General features: G+C 41.1%; 14 protein-coding genes. 11 read left to right on the plus strand and 3 right to left on the minus strand.

The annotated features are described in order from the left end of the window. Positions 1–63: 63 nt before the first annotated feature. The 11 genes from pabC to umoD all read left to right on the plus strand — a co-directional run bounded on the left by pabC (position 64) and on the right by umoD (position 10,380). On the plus strand, positions 64–891 hold the full coding sequence (gene pabC / locus PSI23_RS10135; RefSeq protein ID WP_273554965.1) for an aminodeoxychorismate lyase: 828 nt from the start codon (positions 64–66) through the stop codon (positions 889–891). A 60-nt stretch (positions 892–951) separates the two neighbouring features. Then, on the plus strand, positions 952–1,977 hold the full coding sequence (gene mltG / locus PSI23_RS10140; RefSeq protein ID WP_273554966.1) for an endolytic transglycosylase MltG: 1,026 nt from the start codon (positions 952–954) through the stop codon (positions 1,975–1,977). After that, positions 1,974–2,615, plus strand: coding sequence for a dTMP kinase (tmk, locus tag PSI23_RS10145; RefSeq protein ID WP_273554967.1), 642 nt, complete (start codon positions 1,974–1,976; stop codon positions 2,613–2,615). The genes mltG and tmk overlap by 4 nt, the downstream gene beginning before the upstream one ends. Next, entirely contained in the window at positions 2,612–3,601 is a 990-nt protein-coding gene (gene holB / locus PSI23_RS10150) for a DNA polymerase III subunit delta' (RefSeq protein ID WP_273554968.1), read from the plus strand. The genes tmk and holB overlap by 4 nt, the downstream gene beginning before the upstream one ends. 22 nt (positions 3,602–3,623) lie before the next feature. Then, positions 3,624–4,409, plus strand: a complete 786-nt coding sequence (locus PSI23_RS10155) for a metal-dependent hydrolase (RefSeq protein ID WP_273554969.1) — start codon at positions 3,624–3,626, stop codon at positions 4,407–4,409. A gap of 118 nt (positions 4,410–4,527) precedes the next feature. Further along, positions 4,528–4,878, plus strand: a complete 351-nt coding sequence (gene hinT / locus PSI23_RS10160; protein ID WP_273554970.1) for a purine nucleoside phosphoramidase — start codon at positions 4,528–4,530, stop codon at positions 4,876–4,878. A 66-nt stretch (positions 4,879–4,944) separates the two neighbouring features. Beyond that, positions 4,945–5,514: a penicillin-binding protein activator LpoB gene (gene lpoB / locus PSI23_RS10165; RefSeq protein WP_273554971.1), complete on the plus strand. Its 570-nt coding sequence runs from the start codon at positions 4,945–4,947 to the stop codon at positions 5,512–5,514. Then, positions 5,514–6,392: a phosphotransferase gene (locus PSI23_RS10170; RefSeq protein ID WP_273554972.1), complete on the plus strand. Its 879-nt coding sequence runs from the start codon at positions 5,514–5,516 to the stop codon at positions 6,390–6,392. Before lpoB ends, PSI23_RS10170 begins: the two co-directional genes overlap by 1 nt. A 69-nt stretch (positions 6,393–6,461) precedes the next feature. Beyond that, positions 6,462–7,481 (plus strand): beta-N-acetylhexosaminidase, encoded by a 1,020-nt coding sequence (nagZ, locus tag PSI23_RS10175; RefSeq protein ID WP_273554973.1) that lies wholly within the window; start codon positions 6,462–6,464, stop codon positions 7,479–7,481. Between the two features lie 441 nt (positions 7,482–7,922). Beyond that, positions 7,923–9,227, plus strand: coding sequence for an NAD(P)/FAD-dependent oxidoreductase (locus tag PSI23_RS10180; protein WP_273554974.1), 1,305 nt, complete (start codon positions 7,923–7,925; stop codon positions 9,225–9,227). Positions 9,228–9,906: 679 nt separating this feature from the next. Then, positions 9,907–10,380 carry a UmoD family flagellar biogenesis regulator gene (gene umoD / locus PSI23_RS10185; RefSeq protein ID WP_273554975.1) on the plus strand — a complete coding sequence of 158 codons (474 nt, stop codon included), beginning with the start codon at positions 9,907–9,909 and terminating at the stop codon, positions 10,378–10,380. A gap of 333 nt (positions 10,381–10,713) precedes the next feature. On the opposite strand, the gene PSI23_RS10190 is transcribed toward umoD, so the two are convergent. The 3 genes from PSI23_RS10190 to mfd all read right to left on the minus strand — a co-directional run bounded on the left by PSI23_RS10190 (position 10,714) and on the right by mfd (position 16,137). After that, the gene (locus PSI23_RS10190; RefSeq protein ID WP_273554976.1) at positions 10,714–11,961 is read right to left on the minus strand and encodes an amino acid permease; all 1,248 of its coding nucleotides are present in this window, start codon (positions 11,959–11,961) and stop codon (positions 10,714–10,716) included. An 18-nt stretch (positions 11,962–11,979) separates the two neighbouring features. Continuing rightward, a complete protein-coding gene (locus PSI23_RS10195) occupies positions 11,980–12,456 on the minus strand; it encodes a MobA/MobL family protein (RefSeq protein ID WP_309145412.1) in 477 nt (158 codons plus the stop codon). Positions 12,457–12,690: 234 nt separating this feature from the next. Continuing rightward, positions 12,691–16,137 (minus strand): transcription-repair coupling factor, encoded by a 3,447-nt coding sequence (gene mfd, locus PSI23_RS10200; RefSeq protein ID WP_273554977.1) that lies wholly within the window; start codon positions 16,135–16,137, stop codon positions 12,691–12,693. Between the last annotated feature and the right edge of the window lie 137 nt (positions 16,138–16,274).

A 16,274-nucleotide genomic window follows, 5' to 3' on the forward strand; every position in this document is an offset into this window, starting at 1 on the left:
ACTATTATAACGCCCCTTACTAGATGAGGTTATCACGCTTTTTATCAAAAATAAGAAATTAAAATGACGTATTGGATTAATGGTAATCAGTGCGATCACTTACCTGTTAATGATCGTGCGGTACAATTTGGTGATGGCTGTTTTACCACAATAAGAGTTGAGCAAGGATTACCAGCCTTGTTACCTTTGCACATAAAACGGTTGCAGAAAGGCGTTGAAAAACTATTTATGCCAGCACTGGATTGGTTTCAGCTTGAGACCCATATTAAACAGGTTGTAAAAGGGTGTGAATCAGGTGTTTTGAAAGTCATTCTTTCCAGAGGTATGGGAGGTCGTGGCTACAGTTTTAATGACACGATTGAGCCTACACAGATCCTGTCTTTGAGTTCATATCCTGAACGATATATTGCTCAGCGCCAAAAAGGTGCTTCATTAGTTCTTAGTCCTATTCCAATGGGAATTAATCCTTATCTGGCTGGCATTAAACACTTAAATCGTTTGGAACAGGTTTTAATCAAGCAGTTCATTGAACAATCCAAAGCAGATGAAGCTTTGGTACTTGATAGTGATGGCTTATTGGTTGAATGCTGTACTGCCAATATTTTCTGGCGAAAAGGAAAAAATGTTTATACTCCTAATATTAGCCAGTGTGGTGTGGAGGGCGTCATGAGGCAAAAGATAATCGAATTGTTGGCAGAAAGTGATTATAACTTATTATGTGTCATGCGTTATCCTGAAGCTTTGGCTCATGCGGATGAGGTGCTTATCTGTAATTCCTTAATGCCGGTGGTTCCAGTAGACCGAATTCAAGCGCATAAAAATCAACCTGCGTGGAAATATCAATCAAGAGAGTTGCATGAGTATTTATTACCTGAGTGCTTAAGACCTTAGCTATTTAGTACTCATAATTTTAGTACTCATCATTGAAGCACAGATAAAAGTGATTACCGAATGAAACTAAAAAAGCGCATTTTCATTCTGCCCGGATTGATTTTTGCGATCGCTGTGATCGTATTCTTTTCTTTCATGAAGAAAATACAAAACTTTGCTGCTCAGGATATTAATCTCAGTCAAGAGATGATATTTACTGTGCCAGCGGGAACTGGGCGCACTGGCATGGAAGCTTTATTGACCCAGCATAATCTTATTGAAGATAATCATTTACTGCCATGGTTATTTCGATTTAAGCCGGAGCTGGCGAAGTTTAAGGCCGGAACTTACCGCTTGCAAAAAGGTATGTCCTTAAGAGATGTTTTGCAACTGTTTGTCAGTGGTAAAGAAACGCAATTTTCCATTCGTTTTGTTGAAGGCAGTCGTCTTTCTGACTGGTCAAAAATATTGCAGAATGCACCATACTTAAAGCATGAAATAGAAAGTAAAACACCGCAAGAACTGCTTGATGCTTTGGGTATAAAAGGGGGGGAATCACTGGAAGGCTGGTTTTATCCTGATACCTATATGTATACAGCAGGCACGAGTGATGTGGAATTACTCAAACGAGCCTATAACAAAATGAAAATGGTAGTAGGGCAGGAATGGGAAAACAGAGAAAAGAATCTGCCATATAAAAGCGCTTATGAAATGCTGATCATGGCCTCTATCATTGAAAAAGAGACTGCAATTGAATCTGAGCGCACCAAAGTTGCTTCTGTATTCGTGAATCGTCTACGGTTAAAGATGAGATTACAAACTGATCCGACGGTGATTTATGGATTGGGAGATAAATATACGGGTACAATTTTTCGCAGTAATATCAATACCTTGACGCCGTACAATACTTATATGATTGATGGATTACCACCAACTCCCATCGCCATGCCAGGTCTGGCTTCAATTAAGGCAGCGGCACATCCTGCTGTCACGGAATACTTATATTTTGTTGCGAATGGCGATGGTGGCCACACATTCACCACCAATCTAATAGAACATAATAAGGCAGTAGGTCTTTATCGCCAAAGGTTAAAGCAGGATAAATGAACAGTAAATTTATTGTAATTGAAGGACTCGAAGGTGCGGGGAAAACAACCGCAATCCAAACAGTGGTTGAAACCTTGAAACAGTATGGTATTTCTGATTTGACTCTTACCCGTGAACCGGGTGGGACACCATTAGCAGAGAAATTGCGCGAGCTGATTAAACAAGGTGTTGAGGGAGAATCACTGACAGATAAGGCAGAAGTATTGATGTTATATGCTGCCAGAGTTCAATTGGTGGAAAATATTATCAAACCAGCTTTATTACAGGGAACTTGGGTTGTTGGTGATCGCCATGATCTTTCTTCTCAGGCTTATCAAGGGGGAGGCCGGGGTATTGATCAACATTTGATGGAATCATTACGCGAAGCTGCGCTGGGTGATTTTTATCCAGATTTAACCCTCTATCTTGATTTACCTCCGGAAGTAGGCTTACAACGTGCTTGTGCGCGTGGTGAATTGGATCGCATTGAAAAAGAATCCTTAGATTTTTTTCACCGTACCCGTATAAGGTACCTCGAACTTGTGGCAAAAGATGACAGTATCAAAACGATTGATGCAGCTCAGCCACTGGAAAAAGTGCAGGATAATATTCGTAATACCTTACTAAATTGGTTAGAAGAACAGGAAACACAGGCATGAATTGGTATCCGTGGCTCAATCATGCATACCGGCAGTTAGTTGAATTTCATCAACAGGGACGTGGGCATCATGCTATTTTGCTCCATGCCCATGCTGGAACGGGTGCCGGTGCATTGTTGTATGGCTTGAGTCGCTGGTTAATGTGTCAGAATAAACAGGGTATTAAAAGCTGTGGCAAATGCCACGGCTGCCATTTAATGTTGGCGGAAACCCACTCTGATTGGCATGTTCTTGCTCCTGAAAAAGGAAAAAATATTGTTGGAGTAGATGCTGTGCGTCAGCTCAGCGAGAGGCTCTATGAATATTCTCAGCAAGGAGGGGCGAAAATTGCTTGGATCCCATCCGCAGAATCCCTGACTGATGCTGCTTCTAACGCCTTGTTGAAAACATTGGAAGAACCGCCTCAAGACACATATTTCCTATTACAGTGTCAGAATCCTATAAATTTGCTGGCAACATTACGTAGCCGCTGCTTTTACTATTTTATTCCAGTACCTGAACCTTCGACAGGGCTTTATTGGCTACAAAATCAGCTTCCGGCTATATCCTCTCTGGATGCACAAACAGCATTAAAGCTTTCTCAAGGAGCGCCATTGGCAGCGCAGCAATTGCTTCAGACTGAAAAATGGCAACAAAGAAATTCGCTTTGTCAGGCAATTGAACAGGCACTATATAAATGTGATACCCTGTCACTTTTACCATTGCTGAATCGTGATGATGTGCAGCAATCTTTGCATTGGTTGATCAGCTTATTATCCGATGCAGTGAAATGGCGGCAGCAGGCACAGAATTACTGTGTTAACCAAGATCAGCAAGCTTTGATTCATTATCTTGCTTCTTCTCAAAGTGTGGAAACACTATTAAATACAGTTGATGATTGGGTACATTGCCGTCATCAATTATTATCTGTAGTGGGCGTCAATCGGGAATTGTTGCTAACGGAACAATTACTCAATTGGGAAAGACAGTTTTGTCCCGTACAGTAACTTATTTAGATATGAGCATATTATGTTTTTAGTTGATTCGCATTGTCATCTCGATTGCCTTGATTATGAAATACTACACAAAAGTGTAGATGATGTTGTGGCTAAAGCCGCAGAGCGGGATGTGAAATATATGTTGGCAGTGGCAACGACGTTGTCTGGTTTCCAGCAAATGAAGGGTTTAATTGGTAAACGAGAAAACGTAGCGTATTCCTGTGGTATCCATCCATTGAATTTGGATGAAGGTTACGATTTCGAAGAACTTGCCCGGTTAGCTGCGGATGAAGATGTTGTCGCAATGGGGGAAACGGGTCTGGATTATTATTATCAGAAAGAAAATGCTGAACTCCAGAGAACTTCATTTCGTGAACATATCCGTATAGGCCGCAAATTAAATAAGCCGATTATTGTACATACCCGTGAAGCAAGAGACGATACATTGATGGTACTGCGGGAAGAAAAAGTACAAGAATGTGGTGGTGTACTGCACTGTTTCACGGAAGATAAAGAAACGGCAAGGGCTTTGTTGGATTTGGGTTTTTATATCTCTTTTTCTGGCATTGTTACTTTCCGTAATGCTGAGCAGATCCGAGAAGCGGCAAAATTCGTGCCACTTGATCGCATTCTGGTAGAAACTGACTCACCTTATTTGGCGCCTGTCCCTCATCGTGGCAAACAGAATCAGCCTGCTTATGTACGTGATGTTGCTGAATATATGGCAGTATTGAAAGGTGTCAGTATTGATGAATTGGCTACGGTGACGACAAGAAATTTTTGTGAACTGTTTCATATTGATATTAAAGAAAACTAAACCAGCCATGACACATTGTGTTTTTAAGTATCAGTATTTGGGTTTAGGGTTTAACATTTAGATTCAGTACCCGCCTTTAATAATTGTTCATCTTTCATGATAATAAAGGAGAAGTGAGATGGCAGAAGAAACTATTTTCAGTAGAATCATTCGTCGAGAAATTCCTGCAGATATTATTTATCAGGATGATTTAGTAACAGCATTCCGTGATATTTCCCCTCAGGCACCAACACATATTCTGATCATACCTAATATATTGATCCCAACGGTTAATGATGTTACCGCTGATCATGAACTTGCTTTGGGGCGTCTATTTACCGTAGCGGCGAAAATAGCAAAAGAGGAAGGTATTGCAGAAGATGGTTACCGCTTGATTATGAACTGTAATCGTCATTCAGGGCAGGAAGTTTTCCATATTCATATGCATTTGGTTGGTGGTCGTCTATTAGGACCGCTATTAGCAAAATAATAAGCTGACAGAATAATCTAATTGACGAGTATCGGTACAAGGTAGCGATGTAATTAGGGTAGATTAATGAAAAGAATTCTCTTTGTGATGTTATCAGCAATGTTGCTGGCGAGCTGTGTATTGCCAGTAACACAGCAGCCTGCTCCTATTACACCGACGGAGCCAGATAAAAAACCGGAACCATCGGTAGAGCCATCAGAAAAGGTTTCCCAACCCCCTAAGATTCAGACTATTAATTGGAATAATATTGTTCAGCCATTAGTTGATCAGATGGTTAGTGCTAATGGTTTGGAAGCGGGGAAATTACTGCTTGTTGATTCTGTCAAGAACAACACTAATGGCTCATTGCGAATTCTGAAAGCCACAGATGCGATCACAGATGCAATCAGTAACAAACAGGTTTTTCAGATTGTACCGAAGTCCCGAGTCCATGTGGCTAGATTGGCACTGGGATTGTCATCGGAAGATAGCTTGGGGTTGCGCAGTAAGTCTATTGGATTGGCACGTTATTTAAATGCCGATTATGTTCTCTATTCCTTTGTCTCTAACAATCATAGTCAGCGTAACCTGGAAATGCAGTTAATGCTGGTTAAAACTGGCGAGATACTCTGGTCAGGTCGTGGCGACGTTAATTAATGATCACTCTTTGTTATGGTCATTCTTTGTTAAAAGTGTTGTGGCAGTTATGGCCTGATATTCCGGCAGAATCGTGGGAAATTAGGCCATTAACGGGCCTGACGCAGGCAAGTTACTATATTGCAAATAGTCTTATTACAAATGGAGTGCGTCAGATGGTTGGACGCACCCAAACACCGCATAGTGAGACGCTTGGTGTAGATCGTCAACGAGAAAACCAGATCTTACGTCGGTTATCTTCTACAGGTGTTGCGCCTAAAGTGGTGGCTATGCACGGAACCTGGTTATTGCTTGAATGGCTTACTGGAACACAAATAGAACCAGATACATTGGGGCAGCCAGTTTTGCAGCAATCATTGGCTCAAACACTTGCTATTCTTCATAGTAATTCTCCATTGGGTTATCCGCTTCAATTAAAAAAACAAATTGCATTCCAGTGGCAGCAGATTGACAGAAAACGCCTATCTCCTCGTTGGTTGCGTTTACATAAATTTTTTATGGCAACCAAAATGCCTGCCGCTTTAAAGATAGCCCCAGCTCATATGGATGTTCACTCTGATAATCTATTAATGACCGAAGAAGGGTTAAAATTGATTGATTGGGAGTATGCTGCGGATGTCGATATCGGTTTTTCATTGGCTGTATTGTTTACGGGAAATCAATGGGATGAGATGCAGCAACAAACTTTTTTGGATTATTACTGTACCCAAGCATCAGGATATTCAAATCCCCAATTATTGCAGCAACAAATTAAGCGATGGGAGCCGTGGGTCAGCTATATGATGCTGATGTGGTATGAAGTGCGCTGGCAGCAGACAAAAGAACAACAATTTTTATTGCTGGCGTATCCTTTGCGCCAAGCTTTTAAACTGTCGTAATGAATTTAAACCAGCATTGTGCGCTGGTGGAACAAATTTTCAATTCAATAAAGAGAAGTGAGGAATGCTATGGGGCCAGTAATGTTAGATGTTGTTGGCTATGAATTGGATAGCGAAGAACGCGAAATTCTACAGAATCCATTAGTGGGCGGTTTAATTTTATTTACCCGCAATTTCCACGATACAAAGCAATTACGTGAATTAGTTCATCAAATTCGCGCGGCCTCCCGCCATCGTCTGGTAGTTGCGGTTGATCAGGAAGGAGGGCGTGTTCAGCGTTTTCATAAGGGCTTTACGCGTCTACCTGCGGCACAATCTTTTGCTTGTGTACATGACATGCAAATGGGGGCACATCTGGCAGAAGAATCTGGCTGGTTGATGGCATCAGAAATGATCGCAATGGATATTGATATCAGTTTTGCGCCAGTATTGGATTTGGGGCATAAATGTACAGCAATTGGTGAACGCTCATTTCACGAAAAGCCTGAACCAGCAATGGTAATGGCAGAAAAATTTATCAAAGGTATGCATTCTGCGGGAATGAAGTCGACAGGGAAACATTTTCCGGGACATGGGGCAGTGACAGCAGACTCCCATAAAGAAACGCCAAGGGATAACCGCTTAATGGATGCCATTAACTGCCATGATATGTTGATTTTCCGTGATTTCATTCAACGTAAATTACTGGATGCCATTATGCCTGCTCATGTTATTTATCCTCAGATAGATCACCGTCCTGCAAGTGGTTCACCATATTGGTTGAAATCTATACTCCGCGAGCAATTGGGATTTGAAGGTGTCATTTTTTCTGATGATTTGTCCATGGGAGGCGCGGCGGTGATGGGCAGTTATGCCGAACGGGCTAAGGCATCATTGAATGCGGGTTGTGACATGATTTTGGTGTGCAACAATCGAGAAGGAGCAGTCAGTGTGTTGGATAACCTTCCGATGATTGACTCGCCTAAAGTCAAACGATTATATCATCAAGGCAAACAATTTAGCTTGGAAGAATTACAGAAATCTGAACGTTGGCAAAAGGCTAATCAGGCATTACATGGTTTGTGTGAAAAATGGCTAAGATGTGAATAATTATTCGATTTTGTAAATTTTTCTCAATAAAACAGGAATGGGATCACCGTTGGTGTTTCTATTCCTTTTTCGCAATTTTCCCCAACTTTCTCCCAATACTTTCCCCTTCAATATTTTCTTAACAGTCTGGTTTGATATACTCAAAAAATTGCATTCACATAACATTAACATTTACAACGTTAATTATTCATAAACCTGATTTATATCCAATTAATTGAAAATCAGTGTGTAATTTTTGTGATTGATGTCTAATTAATCAAAAGAATTTGATTGGCGTTATTTTTGGTATGACCAACTGACCTGCCATGATATTCTGAAGATATTTGCAGTATGAAATTTGTTTAGCCTGATGTTATTTAAGGACGTTATTCAAGATTTTTTACTCAAAAGAACGAGTTTAGCACCTTACATAACATTAGTTGTATTTTCAGTGGGGTAGTCATGACAACGCCAAAGACAAGAATTGTCATTATTGGTGGGGGCGCTGGTGGTTTAGAACTGGCAACGCGTTTGGGACATAAATTAGGGCGTAAGGAAAAAGCCGAAATTACTTTGGTAGATCGCAACAACAGCCATCTATGGAAACCATTATTACATGAAGTAGCAACAGGTTCCCTTGATGATGGTGTTGATGCATTGAGTTATTTGGCTCATGCAAGTAATCATTATTTCAATTTCCAGCTAGGTACACTCACGAATATCAATCGTGAGGAGAAAAAAATTACTCTGGCAGAAATCCGTGATGAAGGCAGTGATTTGTTGGTACCAGAGCGTGAGCTGGCTTACGACATTCTTGTCATGGCACTGGGCAGCCAGTCTAATGATTTTGGTACGGCTGGTGTGAAGGAAAACTGTATTTTCCTTGATAACCCACAACAGGCACATCGTTTCCACAATGAGATGTTAAACTTGTTCCTGAAATATTCTGCAAATCAATGTGCAGAAGAAAAAGTGAATATCGCAATTGTTGGTGGTGGTGCGACTGGCGTAGAGCTTTCTGCGGAACTATATAATGCGGTTAAGCAATTTAACAGCTATGGCTTTGAAAGCCTGAATTCAGATGCCTTGAATGTGACTTTGGTTGAAGCGGGAGAGCGGATCCTGCCTGCATTGCCAACACGAATTTCCAGTGCGGCCCATCAAGAATTGACTAAACTGGGTGTTAAGGTATTAACCAAGACTATGGTGACCCGTGCTGATGAGCATGGGTTGAATACAAAAGATGGTGAGCAGATTAAAGCTTCTCTGATGGTTTGGGCTGCGGGAATTAAGGCACCTGACTTTATGAAAGATATTGGTGGACTGGAAACAAACCGTATCAATCAATTAGTTGTGAAGCCGACTTTGCAAACCACACTGGATGAGCGTATTTTTGCCATTGGGGATTGTGCATCATGCCCGAAAAAAGAGGGTGGTTTTGTTCCTCCTCGTGCCCAGTCGGCTCACCAGATGGCAAGCCGTTGCTATGACAATATTTTGGCATTGTTGAATGAAAAACCATTGAAAGAGTATGTTTACAAAGATCATGGCTCATTGGTTTCATTATCTAAGTTCAGTACTGTTGGTAGCCTGATGGGGAACTTGATGCGTGGTTCAATGATGGTTGAAGGCCGTATTGCCCGTATTGTTTATATCTCTTTGTATCGTATGCATCAGGTAGCTTTACATGGATATATTAAAACAGGCTTGATGATGTTGGTTGGAGGAATTAATCGCGTGATTCGTCCACGACTGAAATTGCACTAATCAGCTAGAAAATGGCTCGTCTTAAAGTAATTAATTGAGATGAGCCATTTATCTCTCTATTATATTAATTGTTATACATATCATAATTATTCTTCCCTAAACTTATCTAAATCATTTATTATGATGAGTGAGACTACATTTAGATTAAATACAGATTTAGCTTTAGTTAACTTATTATTGTTATATGTGATAAATTATTAAATAATGAGCTGTAATTATATTGATCTAGTATCCAAGATATGCTTAATTGACTTAGCTATGCATACCTAATTAGTCGATAACTTAATAAGTTATCAGTAGATTTAGTTAATCGTTGCAATAAGGTGAGTTTTAGTCAGATTACTGTAGTATCAGAATTTTTCCCAGTCTGTAGTATTAGAGATATTAAAAATGGTATGTATCTTTTATTTTTTGTATTTTCGCTAAGTTGGCTGTATTTGTTCATTTTTTATTTGCTATTTTTGCTTTGGATTATATGGAAACAGAAGCGGTGGGGCTTGAATGTACATTTTTATGTGGCAACTTGCATGTGGACAAATGACTCATGATTTTATTATATTAATGGAATAGGATTTTTCTCAAATAATGAATTTGGCGCATTTTTAGCTACCTTCAAATATTTGGAAAATATTTTTCCAATCAAATTGTGTGGAAAATTCTTAATATATCAAGGTGCTATGTGGTTAAACGAAATAAAAGACTGTACATAATGGGTTCTATAATTACTATTGTTGCCATCATTGGGGCAACCGCAACGTTTTGTTTTGAATCTCCACGTCCTAGCGTTGCGCAAGTATTATCTTCGAATCCTATCAAATCAACGGTTGTTGTTCGTCAATCCTATTGTCATATTTCAGTGTTTCCCATCCCTGCTACAGTAAACGATATTTCAGGTAATAGTTCGATTGAATATGAATATCGTATTTTAACTCTTCTTGATCATTTGAAAGTAAAGAGGGAATATCCTGCTTTAACCCATTCAGTATTAAAAAATTGCACAGAATTTAGTTTTAAGAAACCACGTGTTGTCGCGTATGACGTAAATTATGTCATTGGAGAGGTGCCAGGGAAAGTCAGGATAGAATACAAACCTGATGATACTATCCCTTTAAATGAGAAAGGCCAGTTAATTCTGAAATCATATTCACAATAATGATCTTCTTTTGCCTCTTAGCAGTATGTGGAGCAAAAAGTAGCATGTTTTCGCTGCAAGTTAAATTAGGAGAAATTTTATTCACCATGATGGTTAACGATTTTTGCAGACGGGAAGTCAGCGTTTATGGGGGTTGTACCCATTCCCTCGAAAAGTTCACTTGCTTTTAATCATTGCATTATCATAGATATCTGAAATTTCAGCATTCGGGAGAAGCGGAATACGTTTTATAGAGTGTATGCACCAGAATCCCAGATTTTTCAGTTCCCAGATATAGTCATAATGAAAGCATGGGGATTCGATTATTTTCAGAAACCCCATTGAGAATGGCTGTCAGCTAAAAAGGTTAAAAACAGCAATACCAAAACTACCAAGGCCGACTAATAGAACCATCAAATTAGAAAAAGAACGATAGGGTCGTAGTGGTTCAACCAAGTACGTTGATAGAGACGGTAAAATAAACAAAATAAGCGCAATCATAGGCCCAGTGATGCCTGCGATAACGTTCAGAGTATTCGGATTCCAGATAGTAATCATTAAAGTAAGGAAAAAAATAATAGCCATGCCGATCAACTTATCACGCACTTTATTTTCTTTATGATGGAGAATTTTACTCTCCAATGCTCCGACTAATCCTCTGACTCCCTCCAATGCCCCAAAGTAAGTTCCTAAGAATGATTTTGTCATAGCAATGATAGCAACAGGGGTTGCCGTTATTGCTATCCAATACAAGCCCTCTTTCTGCGCGATCGCGCTGAGAATGGTAATATTGTTGTCTTTGGTTGCCTGTATTTCCTGAGGTGATAACGTTAAAACACAACTAAATACAAAGAACAAAATGACTATGCAGATTAGCGCATAAGTGGGTTTTACAATCTGTTTAATGTGGTATTCCGCATCTGTTGTATAGGCTCGTTTACAGTAGTTAGAAAAAGTAGACATGATTGGGGTGTGGCTGAAAGAGAATACCATAACTGGCATTAGTAACCAAAGTGCTCTCATTGAATCCAGATCAGTATGAATATTACTGATAAGATGTTTAATGTTTGCACTATCCCATTGAAATACAAGCGTTACAGATAATGTCAGCAGGTAAAGAATGAGTGGAAGCACTAACACGCCCATGAATTTCAGTGTGATTTTTTTACCCAATAAGAAAATTAGGTGTAACCCTAGAACTACCATAAACGCTGTCAGTGTTCGTGGAAACTGAATCTGCCAAAATTGCTGCAATAAAATGTTAACGGAGTTGGTGATAGATATTGCATAAACAAAAATAATAAGCAGGAAAGTTAGTGCGTAAAAAAAGTTTATGATACGAGCTATCCTGATCCCGTAATATTGTTTGGTTGCACTGAGTAATGTGGGAGAATGGGAATTGCTGGTAATGATATAACGTGCAAGACCTAGGTGAGGGTAATAGGTAAATGGGAATGCTATCAATAGCATAACCAACATAGCAAGTGGTCCGGATAGTCCTAATTGTATAGGGAGAAACAGGGTTCCTGCACCTACTGCCGTTCCGAATAGTGCATAAAACCAAATATTGTATTCATGAATCCATTTTTGTTCCGTCTTCAAGTACGTCTCCTACTAAGTTTATAGTTTTTCATGTTTTCCTAAACCAGGATAAAGATAAATCTTTTCAGGAAAAACAGTGTGCCAACCACCGCCACTCTCCAGTACATGAAGGTATTGCGTTGCCGCGTCATTCAGTCGTTGTGTACGTTCTCTGAGTTGCCTTAGCTCTTCATCGCGAGTCTGACAGCCGGCGACAATCAGTGCCTTTGTCGTATTCTGGATTTCTTCCGCGATGCGTTCCGGGCGCTGTGCACGTTCAAGATGCTGGTTGCAGGTATTCTGCCAGTTCTCACGAAGCTGCATCAGACGTGCTTTACGGGTTTCAATGGTCAGTCCGGAATAGGTTTCCTGACAGCCCCCGTGTTTGGGCTTTTTGGGGTTATAACGTCGGAAATACTGTTCAGAGTCACTGCGAATAGCATCATTGATGCGGACAGAAAACATCAGGTGACAGTGTGGCTGATCCCCTCCATCTGCGGAGATGGAAACGTGAATAAATTAAGGCTTCAAACCCCATTAAGCGCGCCTTCTGCATTATTGCACTTTTCGGAAGAATAACCCATTATCAGCAATACTGGAAGTTATGTCATAATTATCACCAAAGTTAAGTTGTAGATTAAATAAAAAAGGTTGCACTATTTTGCGTGCTGTTCGCATGAACATGACGTTATATACTGACAAACTGTATTGGCAAAATAGTGCAACCGCGACATCACTTTTTAAACCCTATCAGGCATCGCTTTTATGTTGATCGAAATTTTCTAATAATTGCTGAATAAAAGATAAACGGGCGACTCTCTCGGTTAAGTCTGTAATAAATTTCAATTTAGATGACCCATCCAATCGGTAAACATTGGGCTGCATTTGTAACAAGCCGATCAGATAATTCGGATCGACTTTATTGTTACTGCTAAATTCAATGAAACCGCCTTTTTCATGTGCTTCAATGCGTTTGATACCGAGTTGTTGAGCGATCAGGCGAATGGACGCTGACTGCAACAGTTGGCGTCCCGGATCGGGCAGAAGACCAAATCGATCAATAAGTTCGACTTTCAGTTCATCCAATTCGGCATTATCTTGTGCGTTAGCGATGCGCTTATAGAAAGACAAGCGTATGTTGACATCCGGAATATAATCATCAGGTAAGAGCACTGGCATACGCAATTCGATCTCAGTCTGATTATTAGTGAGATCTTCCAGTGAAGGCTCTCGCCCATTCTTGAGGGCATCAACGGCTCTTTCCAATAATTCCATATAGAGAGTGAACCCGATGCTGGTCATCTGTCCACTTTGGTCTTCCCCCAGTAATTCGCCGGCTCCCCTTATTTCCAAATCGTGAGTAGCCAGCGCAAAACCAGCTCCTAAATCTTCGAGAGATGCAATGGCTTCCAGACGTTTTTGTGCATCGCCAGTCATGGCTTTTGGATGTGGTGTCAGCAAATAAGCATAAGCCTGATGATGGGAACGTCCGACACGTCCTCGCAATTGGTGTAACTGAGCTAAACCAAAATGATCCGCACGTTCAATGATGATGGTATTGGCACTGGGAATATCAATCCCTGTTTCAATAATAGTGGTACACACCAGCACATTAAAACGTTGGTGATGGAAATCCGTCATAACGCGTTCCAAATCACGCTCACGCATTTGCCCATGCCCTACAACGATTCTGGCTTCAGGAACCAATTCTTCCAGTCGAGCTTTTGCCTTTTCAATGTTTTCAACATCGTTATACAGATAGTAAACTTGCCCACCACGCAAAATTTCGCGCAGGATAGATTCACGTACCACGAGGCTATCATATTCGCGCACAAAAGTTTTTACCGCCAAACGACGGGCAGGGGGAGTGGCGATAATGGATAGATCGCGCATGCCACTCATTGCCATATTGAGTGTACGGGGAATTGGCGTTGCGGTAAGTGTCAGCACGTCGACATCTGCCCGAATAGCTTTAATGCGTTCTTTATGGCGAACCCCGAAGCGATGTTCTTCATCAACGATTAACAAACCGAGATCTTTCCAGCACAGATCACTTTGTAGAAGTTTATGGGTGCCAATAATGATATCCACTTTTCCTTCCGCAGCCATATCAATGACCTGCTGTTGTTCTTTTGCACTACGAAAGCGTGACATAACTTCGATGTGTACAGGCCAATTAGCAAAGCGATCGCGGAAATTATCATAATGCTGCTGTGCCAATAAGGTTGTTGGCACAAGAACTGCGACTTGTTTATTGTTGATGATGGACAGGAATGCAGCGCGCATTGCTACTTCTGTTTTCCCGAAACCGACATCGCCACATACCAGCCGATCCATGGCAATGGGTTGACACATATTATCAAACACCGCGTTGATGGTCTGTTCTTGATCAGGCGTTGTATCAAACGGAAAACTTTGGCAGAACAGTTGGTATTGTTCACTATCTTGCTTGAAGGCAAAACCCGGTTTAACGGCGCGTTGTGCGTAAACATCCAATAATTCGGCGGCAACATCACGTACTTTTTCGGCTGCTTTCTGGCGAGCTTTGTTCCATGCCTCTCCACCCAGCTTATGCAGCGGAGCACTTTCTTCTGCACCACCAGCATAACGGCTTATGAGATGAAGAGAGGAAACTGGCACATACAGTTTGTCTTCTCCTGCATAGATAAGGATAAGATACTCTGCCTTGATACCACCTGCTTCCAGCGTTGTCAGCCCCTGATAACGCCCAACACCATGTTCAAGGTGTACGACAGGTTGACCGTGTCGTAGCTCTGCGAGATTGCGGATTAGCGTATCGGTATTGATAGTGCGCCGATTATCCTGGCGGCGACGGCTGACCCGCACTCCAAGCATGTCACTTTCACAAATAAGCGCGAGTTTATTGTCCTCATCAATAAAACCGTGCTCTGATGCCCCAATAATTAAGAAATGACCGGGTTTATCAGCATCTGTTAGTTGGCTTATTTTTATTGGGTTAATTTTGATTCGTGATAACAATTCTTGTACAGATTCACGACGTCCCTCACTTTCCACTGAGAATACAATCTTACCGTTAAACTGCTCCATAAAATGGCGTAATTTATCCAAAGGAGCTTTTTGCTGTGCAGAAACCGATAGATCAGGCAAAATTTGGTAAGCGAAATTGGTATTTCCTGCTTTTTGGGGGAGTGCTTCGTTATTAACTTGAACACGAGGCCAGTTTTTTAATTCTGAGAATAGATTATTGACTGGCAACCAGATCCGCTCAGGAGAAAGTAGCGGGCGCATGGGATCAACTCCACGACTTTCAAATCGCAGTTTTGTATCCTGCCAAAACCGCTCCGCAGCACTGATGAAATCCTGCGTGATTAGCAGCGTATTTTCGGGCAGATAATCAAAGAGAGTAGGCAAGGGTTGTTTAAAGAATAACGGTTGCCAATATTCTATGCCGGCTGGTAACACTTTTTTACTGACTTGCTGATAAATATGTTCAGCATCACGACGGACTTCAAACTGTTCACGCCATTGGCTGCGAAATAGTTCAATCGCATCTTGGTCAGTGGGGAATTCATGGGCAGGCAATAAACTGATTTTTTCCACTTCTGCCAGCGTTCGTTGGGTATCTACATCAAAGGTACGCAGGCTATCGATCTCATCATCAAAAAAATCAATTCGATAAGGATATTCACTGCCCATAGGAAATAGATCAAACAAAGCTCCACGCGTTGCAAACTCACCATGTTCAAGCACCTGTTCAACACTGCGATAACCGGCGTGTTCTAATTCTGCACGCAATTTACCACGGGAAAGGTGTTGTCCTTTGTGCATGACCAAAGCGTGCTTCTTGAGATACTCATGTGGGCAGACTCGTTGCATCAATGTATTGACAGGGAGGATTAACGCTCCTTTCGTCATAAATGGTAAGTGATACAGCGTGGATAGGCGGTTGGAGATGATTTCTTGATGGGGAGAGAAACTATCATAGGGTAAGGTTTCCCAATCTGACATCAAATTTATCTGTGCGGGAGTGAATTGTTGGATTTCATCACGCAATCGAAGGGCATTCTGCATGTCTTTTGTCACCAGCAGTATTGGCCCTGAGTGACGTTCAATGATTGCGGCGCATTCAACAGCACAGGCAGCACCGGTCAAATGGCCTAATTGGCGGATATCACCGCGACGTTCAGGAAGTTGATAACGATATTTTGCTGACATAAGTGTTTGACGTGTTCTCTAAGATTCAGTTCATTCCCAACACACTTTTGACCCAGTAGCCTTGTAAAAAATAAGCCGGCAGGTTGAGGGAAAGTAAAAAAACAGAACCGGGATGTGCATGGCTCCATAAAGTACAA

It is taken from the genome of Xenorhabdus yunnanensis, from assembly GCF_028598805.1.
GTDB lineage: Bacteria > Pseudomonadota > Gammaproteobacteria > Enterobacterales > Enterobacteriaceae > Xenorhabdus > Xenorhabdus yunnanensis.

What these genes read in the sequence shown, in the direction of transcription:
- pabC (WP_273554965.1), top strand. Translation starts at nt 64, where the DNA reads ATGACGTATTGGATTAATGGTAATCAGTGCGATCACTTACCTGTTAAT.
- mltG (WP_273554966.1), top strand. Translation starts at nt 952, where the DNA reads ATGAAACTAAAAAAGCGCATTTTCATTCTGCCCGGATTGATTTTTGCG.
- tmk (WP_273554967.1), top strand. Translation starts at nt 1,974, where the DNA reads ATGAACAGTAAATTTATTGTAATTGAAGGACTCGAAGGTGCGGGGAAA.
- holB (WP_273554968.1), top strand. Translation starts at nt 2,612, where the DNA reads ATGAATTGGTATCCGTGGCTCAATCATGCATACCGGCAGTTAGTTGAA.
- PSI23_RS10155 (WP_273554969.1), top strand. Translation starts at nt 3,624, where the DNA reads ATGTTTTTAGTTGATTCGCATTGTCATCTCGATTGCCTTGATTATGAA.
- hinT (WP_273554970.1), top strand. Translation starts at nt 4,528, where the DNA reads ATGGCAGAAGAAACTATTTTCAGTAGAATCATTCGTCGAGAAATTCCT.
- lpoB (WP_273554971.1), top strand. Translation starts at nt 4,945, where the DNA reads ATGAAAAGAATTCTCTTTGTGATGTTATCAGCAATGTTGCTGGCGAGC.
- PSI23_RS10170 (WP_273554972.1), top strand. Translation starts at nt 5,514, where the DNA reads ATGATCACTCTTTGTTATGGTCATTCTTTGTTAAAAGTGTTGTGGCAG.
- nagZ (WP_273554973.1), top strand. Translation starts at nt 6,462, where the DNA reads ATGGGGCCAGTAATGTTAGATGTTGTTGGCTATGAATTGGATAGCGAA.
- PSI23_RS10180 (WP_273554974.1), top strand. Translation starts at nt 7,923, where the DNA reads ATGACAACGCCAAAGACAAGAATTGTCATTATTGGTGGGGGCGCTGGT.
- mfd (WP_273554977.1), bottom strand. Translation starts at nt 16,137, where the DNA reads ATGTCAGCAAAATATCGTTATCAACTTCCTGAACGTCGCGGTGATATC.